This is a genomic window from Oceanobacillus sp. FSL W7-1304, assembly GCF_037969805.1.
Lineage (GTDB): Bacteria > Bacillota > Bacilli > Bacillales > Amphibacillaceae > Oceanobacillus > Oceanobacillus profundus.
The window spans coordinates 263436-278109 of record NZ_CP150211.1 but is presented as its reverse complement, the minus strand read 5'-3'; the positions used below and the strand labels follow the sequence as shown (position 1 = coordinate 278109).

The 14674-nt window shown below is 37.4% G+C and carries 13 protein-coding genes; 1 reads left to right on the top strand and 12 read right to left on the bottom strand.

Going from position 1 to position 14674, the window contains the following annotated elements; genetic code table 11:
* Positions 1-235: 235 nt before the first annotated feature.
* The 3 genes from tkt to NYE61_RS01370 form a co-directional block, all read right to left on the bottom strand.
* Complete coding sequence (tkt, locus tag NYE61_RS01380) at positions 236-2239, bottom strand: transketolase (RefSeq protein ID WP_303449807.1); 2004 nt, start codon at positions 2237-2239, stop codon at positions 236-238.
* Positions 2240-2467: 228 nt separating this feature from the next.
* Positions 2468-2701 carry a DUF896 domain-containing protein gene (locus NYE61_RS01375; RefSeq protein WP_095308800.1) on the bottom strand — a complete coding sequence of 78 codons (234 nt, stop codon included), beginning with the start codon at positions 2699-2701 and terminating at the stop codon, positions 2468-2470.
* Between the two features lie 176 nt (positions 2702-2877).
* Complete coding sequence (locus NYE61_RS01370; RefSeq protein ID WP_095308797.1) at positions 2878-3516, bottom strand: recombinase family protein; 639 nt, start codon at positions 3514-3516, stop codon at positions 2878-2880.
* 279 nt (positions 3517-3795) lie between these two features.
* On the opposite strand from NYE61_RS01370, the gene lexA reads away from it, so the two are divergent.
* Positions 3796-4419 carry a transcriptional repressor LexA gene (lexA, locus tag NYE61_RS01365; RefSeq protein ID WP_095308795.1) on the top strand — a complete coding sequence of 208 codons (624 nt, stop codon included), beginning with the start codon at positions 3796-3798 and terminating at the stop codon, positions 4417-4419.
* Between the two features lie 285 nt (positions 4420-4704).
* Here lexA and glnA read toward each other — a convergent pair whose 3' ends face one another.
* From glnA to mutL, 9 genes are all read right to left on the bottom strand, one after another.
* Positions 4705-6042: a type I glutamate--ammonia ligase gene (gene glnA, locus NYE61_RS01360; protein WP_118888897.1), complete on the bottom strand. Its 1338-nt coding sequence runs from the start codon at positions 6040-6042 to the stop codon at positions 4705-4707.
* A gap of 224 nt (positions 6043-6266) precedes the next feature.
* Positions 6267-6629, bottom strand: coding sequence for a MerR family transcriptional regulator (locus NYE61_RS01355; protein ID WP_118889011.1), 363 nt, complete (start codon positions 6627-6629; stop codon positions 6267-6269).
* A 130-nt stretch (positions 6630-6759) separates the two neighbouring features.
* Positions 6760-8016, bottom strand: a complete 1257-nt coding sequence (locus tag NYE61_RS01350; protein WP_303449773.1) for a methionine gamma-lyase family protein — start codon at positions 8014-8016, stop codon at positions 6760-6762.
* A gap of 69 nt (positions 8017-8085) precedes the next feature.
* Complete coding sequence (gene hflX / locus NYE61_RS01345) at positions 8086-9318, bottom strand: GTPase HflX (protein ID WP_303449774.1); 1233 nt, start codon at positions 9316-9318, stop codon at positions 8086-8088.
* Between the two features lie 55 nt (positions 9319-9373).
* Positions 9374-10279: a stage V sporulation protein K gene (gene spoVK, locus NYE61_RS01340; protein ID WP_095308846.1), complete on the bottom strand. Its 906-nt coding sequence runs from the start codon at positions 10277-10279 to the stop codon at positions 9374-9376.
* Positions 10280-10583: 304 nt separating this feature from the next.
* A complete protein-coding gene (gene hfq, locus NYE61_RS01335; RefSeq protein ID WP_095308785.1) occupies positions 10584-10808 on the bottom strand; it encodes an RNA chaperone Hfq in 225 nt (74 codons plus the stop codon).
* 40 nt (positions 10809-10848) lie between these two features.
* Complete coding sequence (gene miaA, locus NYE61_RS01330; RefSeq protein ID WP_303449777.1) at positions 10849-11781, bottom strand: tRNA (adenosine(37)-N6)-dimethylallyltransferase MiaA; 933 nt, start codon at positions 11779-11781, stop codon at positions 10849-10851.
* Positions 11782-11803: 22 nt separating this feature from the next.
* On the bottom strand, positions 11804-12253 hold the full coding sequence (locus NYE61_RS01325; RefSeq protein WP_095308781.1) for a DNA starvation/stationary phase protection protein: 450 nt from the start codon (positions 12251-12253) through the stop codon (positions 11804-11806).
* A gap of 555 nt (positions 12254-12808) precedes the next feature.
* Positions 12809-14674 carry a DNA mismatch repair endonuclease MutL gene (mutL, locus tag NYE61_RS01320; RefSeq protein ID WP_095308779.1) on the bottom strand — a complete coding sequence of 622 codons (1866 nt, stop codon included), beginning with the start codon at positions 14672-14674 and terminating at the stop codon, positions 12809-12811.

Here is a 14674-nt window from a genome sequence, read left to right as displayed (position 1 = left end):
CCCCTTTTAACTCTATTATCTATTATAGAGAAGCTGTGCAGAAAAGAATGTCATATTACCATGCAAATACCAACTAATTTTGTCGAATTGACAAAACAAACCGGGAAAGTATATTTTTTTCTGTTATTTCACCTTTTTTATGAACAAAATTTTACTATAAAGGCTTTCTTCGAACAATCCAATTTTGCATAAAAATAAAGATGGCTCCAAAATGGAACCATCTTTATTTTAAGCTTTATTTTAAAACGTCCTTAACATGCTTGATAACATTTTCAACTGTAAAGCCATACTCAGTGATTACTTTTTCTCCTTTTGCAGAAGCTCCGAATCGATCAATTCCGATGATTGCTCCCTCATTGCCAACATAACGGTCCCAGCCGAATGATGAAGCCATTTCAATACCGACACGTGCTTTCACATGTGGTGGCAATACTTCATTACGGTATGCCACGTCTTGCTCTTGGAAACGATCCCATGAAGGCATACTTACGACGCTTACATCAATATCTTTTTCTAGTAATTCTTTCTGTGCAGCTACCGCTAATTGAACTTCAGATCCTGTTGCAAGTAACAGTGCATCAGGAGTTTCTTTCTTAGACTTACTAATTACGTAAGCACCTTTCTTAACACCTTCGTAGGCGTTTTCTTTTGTACCTTCCAGTGTTGGCAAGTCTTGTCTTGTTAACACAAGTGCAGTTGGCTGATCTTTTGATTCTACTGCTAGTCTCCATGCTGCTTGTGTTTCATTAGCATCAGCAGGACGAATCAATGATAATCCCGGAATTGCACGCAACGCAGCTAGATGCTCTACAGGTTCATGCGTTGGTCCATCTTCACCAACAGCAATTGAATCATGTGTAAATACGTACGTAACCGGCGTATTCATAATAGAAGATAAACGGACGGCTGGACGTAGATAATCACTGAAAACGAAGAATGTACCTGCATACACATTTAAACCACCGTGTAACGCCATACCATTCAACGCAGCGCCCATTGCATGTTCACGAACACCAAACCAAATATTTCTTCCCGCATAATTTTCTCGAGTGAAATCTTCATCATCATTCATTGTTGTTTTATTCGATCCTGCTAAGTCAGCACTCCCACCGAAGAAATTAGGTACTGATTTTGCAATTGCATTCAGAACTTTCCCAGAGGATGCTCTTGTTGCCAATGTATCTTCTCCTGGCTGGAATACTGGAAGTTCTTTTTCCCATCCAGCAGGAAGTTCTCCGTTTATTGCAAGCTCAAGCTCGCCGGCTGCTTCTGGATATTTCTCTTTATACGCAGTAAACAATTCATTCCATTGTGATTCTTTTTCTGCACCATCTTGTACAATTTTTTCATTAAAATCTACATATACTTCATCCGGAACATGGAAATCATCATGTGTCCATTTATAATATTCTTTTGTTAATACTACTTCATCTGTACCTAAAGGCGCACCATGTGAAGATGCAGAAGCAGATTTATTCGGTGAGCCATAGCCGATAATCGTTTTTACCTCGATTAATGTTGGCTGTGTTGTATTGCTTTGTGCCTCTTTAATCGCACTACGAATTGCATTTAAATCGTTTCCATCTTCTACACGAATTACTTGCCATCCATACGCTTTAAAACGCTGCTCTGTATTTTCAGAGAAGGAACGGTTTAGGTCACCATCAAGTGAAATATCATTTGAATCATATAACGCAATTAATTTACCTAAACCTAAATGTCCAGCAAGCGATGCTGCTTCGTGTGAAATACCTTCCATTAAATCGCCATCACTAACAAGTGCATACGTATAATGGTCAACAACGGATAAATCTTCTTTATTAAACTTAGCAGCTAAATGTGCTTCAGCCATTGCCATACCAACAGACATTGCAATCCCTTGGCCAAGTGGTCCAGTTGTCGCTTCTACACCATCTGTATGATTCACTTCAGGATGACCAGGTGTTTTAGAGTCCCATTGACGGAAATTTTTCAAATCATCAATTGTAAGATTATAACCAGATAAATGAAGCAAGCTGTATAAAAGCATGGATCCATGTCCAGCAGAAAGTACGAACCTATCTCGGTTAAACCATTTTGAATTCTTTGGATTATGATTCATAAAGTCCGTCCAAAGCGTATATGCCATTGGCGCAGCTCCCATTGGTAAACCCGGGTGACCTGAATTTGCATGTTCGATCGCATCAATCGACAATGTACGAATCGTATTTACTGATAACTGTTCAATCTCATGTGACATAGTTTCTTGCACCTCTCGTTTCTAAATTAATGGAGTATTCTTCTTCATTCTATAATGAAACCGGTTTTGTAACAAGTAATTCCTTCTATTTTGTTTGCTGTCCAAACAAAATAGAAGCTAACAATGAAATCTTTCGTAAATTAAAACTATTGGAGATAACACAAACAAAGAACAGCTGACCACTTATATAGTAGATCTAACTGTCCTTTATGCAAGCAAGCATTATGATTAATGCATTTTATTCCTTTTTTGTAAATCTCGAACTTTTTGTGGTGTAACATCATTTCCAGCAGGGTCAATTACTGTCATTGTTTTAAATTGGTTTTTAAAAGAACTCCGTACATTATTCAAATATTCTTCTCTTAATTGCTTTTGTTCTTTTTTTTCCTTATCGGATAAACCTTCTTCTTTAGCTTTCTTCGCCAATATATTAATACGTTCTAGTTTTTCTTTTGATAGCATAGAACGGACCTCCCACTATTTAAAATAACATTAGAAAACTTGGCATTCGTCAAGATTTCAGGCGAATGTCTTACCAAACTGCAAAGTAGTATGCATTCCTTCTTATTTGCAAAATAAAAGACAAGAATAATAATCTAATTCCTGTCTTTACATCGTACTCTACACGCTAGCGATATTCAAGTATTTCGAAATTCTTTATACCTCCGATGAACAGTTGCCTTCGAAACATTATACCCCAATCCATTTAATGTTTTTGTAATTTCATCAAAGGTAAGGTTGTTTTGACGCAGGCGGACAACTTCCTCAATCGGAAATGAAATACGATCTCTTCCTGGTGCGTGGTTAATATTGGAGAGGTTTTTACTTGGATTATAACCTTCTCGAATAGCCTTTTTCACCCCACGTTTTATTTTCATGTTGTGAATTTTTCGTTGGTATTCCTCAACAATTCCTACAATCTGCAAAACCATCGAATCTGATTCAGTTAATTCCAACTCTCCATCTTGCATCACTGTGTAGATAGGAATCTGCATTTTATTCAACTGATGAAATAGGGCAATTTTCGTATTCCCCCTACCTAGTCTTGTCTCATCCTGAATCAATAAACAATTAGCTTTGTTTGCAGAAAAATAATCGAGCATTTGAAAGATACCTTCTCGTTCAATTTGATAGCCACTCTCTTGCTCCTCAATACAATCAATAACCGTAAAATTATATTTTGCTGCAAGATTGAATAATTCTTGCTTCTGCCGAGCTAATGAAGTTTCTTGCGTTTTTTTATCTGTACTAACACGGCAGTATATCAGTGCATTCAAAACGTCGTGCCCCTTCGTAAAATATTTTACCCACTAATAATGATAGAAAAGTATAAGAACCCTAATGTTAACGCAAAAGCTACTAAATAAAAAGCATCCGTTTTTGAAATTTTTTCAAACATGATTATAGCCCCCTTTTTAAGAACGACTGTTCGATTAACAAAAGTATACTACCGAACATATGGTCTTGTCAACTTTTTTTTAGAACGAATGTTTGCTTAAGTATACGTAAAATGGTAAACTATCATTAATAAATCCTATGTGAGAGGTGAAAAAGAGATGACAAAACTTTCAAAAAGACAACAAATGATTCTTGAGTTTATAAAAGATGAAGTTAGAAAAAAAGGATATCCACCGTCCGTACGTGAAATAGCAGCCGCTGTTGGTCTTGCTTCTAGTTCTACCGTTCATGGGCATCTTGAGAGAATTGAATCGAAAGGATATATTCGCCGGGATCCTACAAAACCAAGAGCAATCGAAATTATGGATCTATCAGAAGATAGTCATATACCTAAAGAAGAAGTTCGCTATGCTCCAGTGATCGGTAAGGTTACTGCAGGTATTCCAATTACTGCCGTTGAGAACATCGAGGAATTTATTCCGCTTCCTAGTACAACCGCAAGTCCTGATGATAATTTATTTATTCTGGAAATTGATGGAGAAAGTATGATAGAGGCCGGAATTCTTGATGGAGATATGGTTATTGTTAAGCAACAAAACACTGCAGATAATAGTGATATTGTTGTTGCAATGACCGATGATAATGAAGCAACAGTAAAGCGATTTTTTAAAGAAAAAGGACATATTCGCCTACAACCAGAAAACGCGACGATGGAGCCGTTAATTTATCAAAATGTCACGATTTTAGGAAAAGTAATCGGATTGTACCGAAATATTCATTAATCTATCGGCACGGCCGGAATAATATTCCAATATATACGTATTCAATAGCCCTATCACAAAAAGTGTTGGGCTTTTTTCTATTCGTTATCAGACGTTTTATAAACAATATAAATACCGTTCACACTTATGTATGAACGGTATTTGGAACTAATCGTTATATGAAGTTTATTAAAAGGAGTTACAATACATCACTCCGATAATTTGGTGATTATTTCGTGGGTACATGCCAAATATCAAGCATTGAACTTCACTAAATATTTAACCGCACTCACCAAATAAACACGCTTAATAATTTGTTAGATACTGCTCTCTCTCCCATGGGTGAACAGTTGTTCTGAACATATCCCATTCAATTTCCTTCGCTTCAATAAAGTGTTCAAATAAATGCTCACCTAGTGCTTCAACAAGTACTTCATCTTTCTTAAGTTCAGTTAGTGCATCCATTAACGTAGCAGGTAAATCTTTAATACCATTTGCTTCGCGTTCTGCTTTATCCATTACATAGATGTTACGATCAATCGAAACTGGCGGCTCCATTTTATTTTCCACTCCATCTAAGCCAGCAGCTAACAATACAGAAAGTGCCAGATATGGGTTTGCGGCTGGATCTACACTGCGAACCTCAATACGAGTGCTTAACCCTCTAGATGTTGGAATTCGAATTAATGGACTACGGTTTGATCCAGACCAAGCAACATAACAAGGTGCTTCGTATCCAGGAACTAATCGCTTATAGGAATTTACTGTTGGATTTGTAACAGCTGTAAAATGCGTTGCATGTTCTAATATTCCAGCAAGGAATTGAAATGCAGTTTTACTTAATTCCATATCACCACTTTTATCAAAAAAGGCATTCTCTTTACCGGAAAACAATGACATATTCACATGCATTCCAGAGCCATTTACTCCGAATAATGGTTTTGGCATAAAAGTTGCATGCAGATTATGCTTTCTTGCAATTGTTTTAACAACTAATTTAAAAGTTTGAATATCATCTGCATGCTTGATCGCATCAGAGTATTTAAAGTCAATTTCATGTTGCCCTGGAGCTACCTCATGGTGAGAAGCTTCAATCTCAAAGCCCATTTCTTCCAACTCCAAAACGATATCCCGACGGCAATTTTCCCCTAAATCTGTTGGTGCTAAGTCAAAATATCCACCATGATCATTTAATTCAAGTGTTGGCTCACCATTTTCATCCAGTTTGAACAAAAAGAATTCAGGTTCAGTCCCAATATTAAATGCAGTGAATCCTAACTCTTCCATTTTCTTTAGGTTACGCTTCAAGTTGTATCTCGGACATCCAGAAAACGGTGTTCCATCAGGATTATAAATATCACAAATAAAACGAGCTACCTTTCCTTTTTCTGAAGTCCATGGGAACACTACAAACGTATCCAAGTCTGGATGTAATTGCATATCCGATTCTTCAATACGAACAAAGCCTTCAATCGATGAACCATCAAACATCATTTTATTATCCAAAGCTTTATCTAGTTGACTTAGCGGGATTTCGACGTTTTTGATAGTTCCAAGCATATCCGTAAATTGCAAACGGATAAACTTAACGTTTTCCTCTTTAATTTGCTTCTTGATTGATTCCTTTGTAAATCTCTCTCCCATACTTGCTTCTCCTCCTAAAAATATATTATAAATATGCTGCGGGAAGCTCCTGAAAAACGTCGTTAAATATCATTGCTTCCCTCACATACTTAACACCTTTTTCATTAGATGCTTGGTATTCGTAAAGGCTATTCTTAGAAACTAATTCATCAAATTCTAAGAAAACCCAACACTTGTGCAAACCTCTTGAGAACAACTGTACAGTTAGGAAATTTTAAGCTTACCTAACTGCGAAAAAATCTTGAAAGTTCGCCTTGTCGCAAGCTTGTTCTTCCCAGTCTACCAGCTTCACTTAACTCATGTTTTAAAATTTTTCGAAGTTCTTTATCAGATATATCCGATTTCTGCTCAACCTTCTCCTCAACGATTACTTCCCCCTTAAGCAAAAGCTTTATCCCGGCTAGATTCAAGCCTTTATCTAAAAGGTCCTTAATTTCTAAAAGTTTGTCAACATCATTGAAGGAAAACAAACGTTGATTGCCAGAGGTTCGTTCCGGTGTGATTAATTCATTTTCTTCATAATATCTGATTTGTCTCGCTGTTAGTTCAGTTAGTTTCATAACTATACCAATTGAGAACAAGGGCATCGAACGACGATCTTGATCATTCAAAAGATAACCCCCTAAGCTTTTATAACAACATTATAAATTATGTAAGGTATCCTGTCAATTATATGTCAGGAATTCTAACATCGTTTTTCATAGAAACTTTTTATAGTCATTCTATTCCCTTTTTAACCGGTAAAAAACCTTTATCCAATAATACTTTTACGGATTCTTTTAAAGCGATTTTCACATGAGAATAGGTTAATCCTCCTTGAACAAATGCTGTAAAGGGCTCTCTTATTGGGCCATCTGCTGATAGTTCAATGCTTGCACCTTGAATAAATGTACCAGCGGCCATAATGACCTCATCCTCATATCCCGGCATTTCGCTAGGGTACGGTGTAACAAAGGAATTTACTGGAGAATATTGCTGGATGGCCTGACAAAAAGCTATCATTTGATCCGCTTCTTTAAAGGTTACCGATTGAATTAAGTCTGTTCGTTTCTCCTTATAATCTGGTGATGTTTGAAACCCGACTAACTCCAGAAAACGCGCGGTTAACACTGCTCCCTTTAACGCTTCCCCAACAATATGTGGTGCAAGGAAGAACCCTTGATACATTTCTTGAAGCATGTTCATCGTAGCACCGGTCTCTTTACCAAGTCCTGGAGCTGTTAAACGATTCCCGCATTGGTGTATTAAATCCGCTCTCCCAACAATATATCCACCGGCTCGTACAATTCCACCACCTGGATTTTTAATTAAAGAACCAGCCATAATGTCTGCCCCAACCTGAAGTGGTTCCTTATCTTCCACAAATTCACCATAGCAATTATCAACAAAAACAATAATGTCTTGATTGATTTCCTTTACAAAACGAACCATTTCACCAATTTGGTCAATTGTAAAAGATGGTCTTTCATCATATCCTTTCGAACGCTGGATACCAATAACCTTTGTTTTCTCATTGATTGCATGTTTTACCTTTCTATAATCAATTGAACCATCCGCCGTCAGTGAAACTTCATTATAATTAATATGAAAATCCATTAAGGAGCCCGCATTATTTCCTCGTTTACCGATTACTTCTTCCAACGTATCATAAGGTTTTCCAGTTATATAGATTAATTCATCATTCGGTCGCAACAACCCGAATAAAGCTGTGGAAATCGCATGTGTCCCGGAGACGATTTGCGGACGAACGAGTGCATCTTCTCCGCCAAAGACATCCGCATAAACAGCTTCTATCCCCTCTCGCCCTAAATCATCATATCCATAACCAGTCGTCGAATTAAAATGACTATCGCTAATCCGATTTTTTATAAAAGCATCGAGTACTTTCTTTTGATTCATTTCTACAATCGTATTAATTTCTTTAAATCGCTCTCCGCAATTTTCTTCTGCTTGTGTTATCCAATTTTCTATCATCTGTTTTTGTTTCTCCTCTTCTAGCTGTTCATTTGTAAAAAGAAATGTCGACTACATTTAATTCATTTTCTATAATAAGAAATGATTCAATGCATGGTCTTTTCTTATAGACCCTTCAATCAAATATTTATTTTTATCTTCATCAAACTGTTTATAAGTAATAATTGTCTCTTTCGTAAGTTTATTGATTAAATTGCCTTGATCGGGATTTAATTCAACCGAATAAGGTTGCCACTGTTCTTTAAGCATGTCTTCCACCTTTTGCAAAACCAACTCATTGTCCTTTTTATCGTATGCACTTACTAACAGGTATGGATGATTCTCTGGTATAAAGTCCCCTTCCACCATATCTCTTTTATTATACAGTGTCAGCATCGGTAAATGATTTGCCTCAAGCTCTTCAAGCAAACGATTTACAGTATCCTGCTGCTGCACTTGGTCCGGATGGGATGCGTCTACTACATGTAATAAAAAATCTGACTCAACGACTTCTTCTAATGTTGACCTGAAGGAAGCAATTAATGCTGTTGGAAGCTCCTGAAGGAATCCAACTGTATCTGTCATAAGCAGTTCAAACCCTGAAGGCAAACGAACCTTTCTCGTTAATGGATCTAATGTTGCAAATAAGAGATCTTCCTCAAGTGAGTCACTCATCGTTAATCGGTTAAATAATGTTGATTTTCCTGCGTTGGTATAGCCTACAATCGCTATTTGGAAAGTAGCATTATTTTTTCTTCTTTTACGGTACTGTGTTCTTTGGTTAACAACTTGCTTTAATCTGCTCTTAATATCATCGATACGCTTATTTATATGTCTTCGGTCCGTTTCCAGTTTTGTTTCCCCTGGACCTCTTGTCCCGATTCCGCCCCCAAGTCTTGACATTGCCACTCCTTGACCATGTAACCTCGGCAGCATATATTCTAGCTGAGCGAGCTCAACCTGCAGTTTCCCTTCCTTCGTTCTCGCACGCATTGCAAATATATCAAGGATAAGCTGACTGCGATCAATAATCCTTACTCCAAGAAGGTCTGTCAAGTTTCTTAATTGTCCTGCCGAAAGCTCATCATTCGACAGGACGAGATCGATTTCCACTTCTTCCATAAACGCAATCATTTCGTGCACTTTTCCCTCACCAATATATGTAGCAGGGTGGATACGATTTCTATTTTGAGTCATAACCTTTTCTACCGTTCCACCTGCAGTTTTGCTTAATGAGATCAATTCTTCTAATGAGGAAGAAAAAAGTTCATCACTTTGTGTCTTTTGTTTTACTGCGATAATTAGTATTTTTTCTTTAGACATTTGTAACCTCTTTCTTTTATGTCTTGCTTTTGTATTTCCATCATAACAAAGAACGTTAATCAGGGTCTAATTGTAGGTCATTTCCAGTAAGTTGAATCAAATCTTTCGTTGTATAAGTCGCTTGCTCTAAAACACGCACTGCATGTAATCGAATTGCACGCTCAATCACATTTCGTACATACCTTGCATTGGAAAAATTTCTGTTTTTCTCATAGAGCTTTTTATATAGATGATTTCGCAGCTCCCTTTCTGCTTCTTTTGTTAGGTTATATTCCCGAAGCGATGCCATCTGCTTCGCGATCTCCATCAATTGATTTACCTCATAGTTTGCAAACTCAAGGATAAAAGGAAATCTGGACTCCAAACCAGGATTAAATGTTAAAAAGCGGTCCATCTCATACGGATAGCCAGCCAAAATAAGGACAAAGTCATCATGATTATCCTCCATATGCTTTACTAAGGTGTCAATCGCTTCTTTACCGAAATCCTTTTCTCCACCACGCGCTAAGGAATATGCTTCATCAATAAATAGTATGCCACCCATCGCTTTCTGAATAATTGCTCGCGTTTTTTGCGCTGTTTGACCAATATATTCCCCTACAAGATCAGCTCTTTCAGCCTCTATAAAATGCCCTTTGGAAAGAATATTCATATCATAATACATTTTAGCCAGTTTTCTAGCTACCGTCGTTTTACCTGTGCCAGGGTTACCTTTAAAAAGCATATGCAATACTTGCTTCGAGCTTTTTAATCCCATTTCTTTCCGTTTTTCATTCATTAAGATTGTTGCATAAATTTCCTTTATCGTCTGCTTCAAATTATTCATTCCAACAAATGAAGAAAAAGCAGCATCAACCTTGTTGAACGGACTGTTTTCGATTGATAGTGGTTTTGCGTTTGGTATAGTATCTTTTCGTTCCTGTAAAATTATATTAATCTTTCCGTTTTTATATCCTTGCATCTGTGTCACTATGAAATCACCCCTTATTCCATCCCATTATACGCAAACAGGAAGATATGCGTGACAATAGCCCAGCATATGGTATTTCAAATGCAACATGATTTTATAAAAAATGAAGTCATGTAACCACTAAAGTCATTTTAATCGCAATCCAATCGAACAGTTACGCTTCTTAATATGTCGCCATTTATATCATTTATGTACCAGTACAACCCCATCAATTGATTACATGAGGTGTGTCTCTAAATATTTCCACCTCTAAAAGCAGGAAAACGGACGCTTCAATTAGCGTCCGTTACAATAGCTATTCTTTATCCAAAGTTACATTTTTAACTGGAGCAAAGGTTGAGATAGCATGTTTAAAAATAAGCTGCTGTTTACCATCCGTTTCTACTAAAACTGTAAAATTGTCAAATGCTTTAACAATACCCCTCAATTGAAAGCCATTTGTTAAAATCACAGTAACTGAAATATGATTCTTTCTCAATTGGTTTAAGTATTGATCCTGAATATTGACTGATTGCGCCATCAAACTTCCTCCTCTTTTCTATCTGTATGTATTAATTCTATCATTTTTTCAAAATTCCTGCTAATTCCTCGAAAATTAATGTAAAATCTTCATCAATTGTGGAAGGAGTTACAGAATACCATGTAACATCCATTTTGTTTTTGAACCATGTATATTGTCTTTTTGCATATCTTCTTGAATTTCGTTTCAGCAATTCAACCGTTCCCTCTAAACTTTGTTCACCTTTAAAGTAGCTGATCCATTCCTTATAACCGATCGCTTTCATCGATTGACAGCTGGCATATCCTTCATCATACACTTTTTTTACTTCTGTTTTTAAACCTTTCTCAATCATTTGATCTACTCGATCGTTGATTCGCTCATATAATAGCGCTCTTGGCATTTCTAATCCAAGCAATATCGGGTTATAAGGTGATTCCATCACTTGGTTTTTTTCGTATTCACTCATTGTCATTCCAGTTGTTTCATAGATTTCCAATGCACGAATAACCCGTCGGTGGTTATTTGGATGAATTTTCTTAGCTTGCTCTGGATCAATTTGCTCTAGCCGCTGATATAACGGCATAATTCCTTCTAACTTAACTATTTCCTCCATCTCTTTAGTAAGTAGAGGGTCCCTTTTACGATCTGAAAAATTATAATCATAAAGGGCGGCCTGTATATACAATCCACTCCCACCAACAATAATCGGCAACTTTCCTCGTGCTGTAATTTCAGCAATGTATTGCTGTACCAGCTCCTTAAAATCAGCAGCAGAGAAGTCCTTATCTGGCTCTCTTATATCAAGCATATGATGCGGAATACCTTGCATTTCCGCCTGCTTAATTTTTGCTGTACCAATATCTAGTCCTTTGTATACTTGCATGGAGTCTCCGCTGATAATTTCACCATTAAATCGTTTTGCAAGCTCAATGCTTAATTTTGTTTTGCCAACAGCGGTCGGTCCCATAATTGCGACTACATTTTTTTTCATAGTATTCCCCTAAATTACGTTTTTATTCATAAGCTATATAAGCCTTTAACATCCAGACATCTTTCTCTAGCTGGCCTTGTAATGTTATTAACAAATCTGATGTTGGTTCATCATTTAATTCCCCAGCAAGCGGAATGCCTGTCTGTTTCATTTCCGATATGATTTGAGCGAAATCGTGAATTAATTGTTGGATGATCTCTTCCTCTTTATCATCTGCGTTAGCTTCATCCAATGTTGCTTCTTTTAAATATTTGCTCATAGTAGCAAGTGGCTTTCCATCAATCATTAAAACCCGTTCTGCGATTTCATCAATATCTGTCGCAAATCGTGTATATAATTCCTCCATCTTTTCATGTAACTGAAAGAAATGTCTACCTTGAACAAACCAATGGTAGCGGTGTAATTTTACATACATAATAAAGTAGTTTGACAGTAATTGATTTAAGAAATTAACTAGCTTTTGATTTTCCACTTTACACACACCTAAAATGTATTTGCAATAATGCATAGTGTTAGCTTTGGCATGGTGTGAACAATTTATACATATCGAATTTAACTCCCGTACAGATTAAGAAGTTCCAACTGTAATCCGAATGATTCTTATAATATATAAACTGTGGATTAGTGTATTTAAATGGATTGTGCGTCTGCCCGCTCCGGAAATATACTTCGCTAGTATATGCTCACCAATTATTCCTTGTGGAATTAATAAACACGATATCGATGTGCTACCAGTCCGGGTGAGCGCAGGGCGGTGACTCCAGTGGGAACAGCGCGTGTCTGAAGACTCACCGGAAGCGGGTTTCTTCCGGAGAGGCTGAAGCCCCGTGCCCACGGAAAGCATCCGCCCGGAGCGATCCCGGACGGCGATTGTTGCACATACTTGAAGAAAACAGCCGAGAAGTTAGTTCGGAGTTTCTTTCAAATACTACTTAACTAGGTTACCAAAAGAACCTTGGGCCTATAGTGGATTCTAAACTAATCAAAACACCAAACTTACAAACTTTACTTTACGGACAATGGTTGGTTACATAACGCGCTTGAACATTTTTTCCAGTTCATACGTCGAAAAGTGAACAATAATTGGCCTGCCATGTGGGCATGTGAATGGATCGGTTGTCGTTCGCAAGTCTTCCAGGAGTCGAAACATTTCTTCCTGCTTTAAATAATGGTTTGCTTTGATGGAACGTTTACAGGACATTAGAATTGCTGCTTCTTCACGAATCAATTCCACATTCACTTTCTCTTCATTCATAATTTGCTCGACCATCTCACGTATAACTTCTTCCTCAAACCCTATCGGAAACCAATTTGGGTGTGAGCGAATTACATAGGTTTGATTCCCAAAAGCTTCGAAAAACAAACCCACTTTCTCAAAACTTTCTTTATATTGCTCAATAAATATTGCTTCTCGTTTTGAGAATTCAAAGGTCATCGGTAAAAGCAATTCCTGTGATTCATTCATAGGCTTACCTAATTTCTCTTTAAAGAATTCGTATTTGATTCGTTCCTGCGCAGCATGCTGATCAATCATATAAAGTCCATTTTCATTTTGAGCCAGGATATAAGTTCCTTGTAACTGACCAATAGGATACATAGTCGGCACACGCTGTTGATCAACTTCTATAGGCTGTTGCTCTACCACTGGTGTCTCTATATAGGATGCGGCAGGAAAACTCTCTTCAGTATCCGCTTCATCTTTCGTTGCTGTATATTTTTCTTCGTATTCAACGGAAGAAGCATCAGGCTCTCGAACCTCATTGACTGGTGGATTGTATTTTACCAGCTGTTCTTTCGACTGCAATCCTCCGTTCTCACGCTCTCTCTCCACTACAGGACTATCAAAATTCATCGTATGCTGGACCGATTTCTCTTTCGGTGTCACTTTTCTTTCCATTTCTGGTATTAATGTTATTTCTCGAAATTTTTGTTTAATCGTTTCTTCAATTGCTGTAAACAATTCCCTATCTTTACTAAATCGAACCTCAAGCTTCGTTGGATGGACGTTCACATCGACCAGAATTGGATCCATTTTGATTGATAACACAACAATGGGTGACCGCCCAATTGGCAAAAGCGTATGGTAAGCACGAATAATTGCTTGGTTCAATGCTACACTTCGTATATAGCGTCCATTTATAATAGTAGAGATATAGGCTCGTGAAGCCCTTGTTACTTCAGGCTTGGCAATATAGCCTCCAATTGAAAAATCAAGGGTCTCATGCTTAATTGGGAGCATTTTTTTAGCAATATTCATTCCATAAATTTGTGAAATAACTTGAAGCACGTCACCAGTTCCAGCTGTTTTGAATAAACCTTTCCCATTATGTGTCGCCTCAAAGCGTATTTCTGGATGGGATAGGGCTAATCGATTTAGCAGGTCTGTAATGTGACCTAATTCCGTGTGCAAACTTTTCATATACTTTAATCGAGCTGGCGTATTAAAAAAAAGATTCTCTACGATGATTTCCGTTCCTTTACGTGCATCGGACTTCTTTTTTTCTAATACCTTTCCGCCTTCTAAAGCTAGAAAAGTACTTGCCGAATCACCCTGTGAGGTTTTAACAATTAGTTTACTAACAGAAGCTATACTAGCTAAAGCCTCTCCACGAAATCCAAGGGTTTTCACATGGAATAAATCCGTTTCGTTTTTTATTTTACTTGTAGCATGCCGGAGGAACGCTTTCGTTGCATCTTGCTCGGACATTCCGTCACCATTATCAGTAATCTTAATCTGCTGTAAGCCGGCTTCAACGATATCTACCTTAATCCAAGTACTGTTTGCATCGATGCTATTTTCCACGAGCTCTTTTACGACAGAAGCCGGTCGTTCAACAACTTCTCCTGCTGCTATTTTGTTTGCGAGACTCTCTGACATTTGTATAATAGGCAT

Coding starts and splice junctions, on each gene's coding strand:
- NYE61_RS01350 (WP_303449773.1), bottom strand. CDS start 8,016: ATGATAGAAAATTGGATAACACAAGCAGAAGAAAATTGCGGAGAGCGA.
- lexA (WP_095308795.1), top strand. CDS start 3,796: ATGACAAAACTTTCAAAAAGACAACAAATGATTCTTGAGTTTATAAAA.
- hflX (WP_303449774.1), bottom strand. CDS start 9,318: ATGTCTAAAGAAAAAATACTAATTATCGCAGTAAAACAAAAGACACAA.
- hfq (WP_095308785.1), bottom strand. CDS start 10,808: ATGGCGCAATCAGTCAATATTCAGGATCAATACTTAAACCAATTGAGA.
- tkt (WP_303449807.1), bottom strand. CDS start 2,239: ATGTCACATGAGATTGAACAGTTATCAGTAAATACGATTCGTACATTG.
- spoVK (WP_095308846.1), bottom strand. CDS start 10,279: ATGCAAGGATATAAAAACGGAAAGATTAATATAATTTTACAGGAACGA.
- NYE61_RS01355 (WP_118889011.1), bottom strand. CDS start 6,629: ATGCCCTTGTTCTCAATTGGTATAGTTATGAAACTAACTGAACTAACA.
- NYE61_RS01375 (WP_095308800.1), bottom strand. CDS start 2,701: ATGCTATCAAAAGAAAAACTAGAACGTATTAATATATTGGCGAAGAAA.
- glnA (WP_118888897.1), bottom strand. CDS start 6,042: ATGGGAGAGAGATTTACAAAGGAATCAATCAAGAAGCAAATTAAAGAG.
- mutL (WP_095308779.1), bottom strand. CDS start 14,674: ATGCCTATTATACAAATGTCAGAGAGTCTCGCAAACAAAATAGCAGCA.
- miaA (WP_303449777.1), bottom strand. CDS start 11,781: ATGAAAAAAAATGTAGTCGCAATTATGGGACCGACCGCTGTTGGCAAA.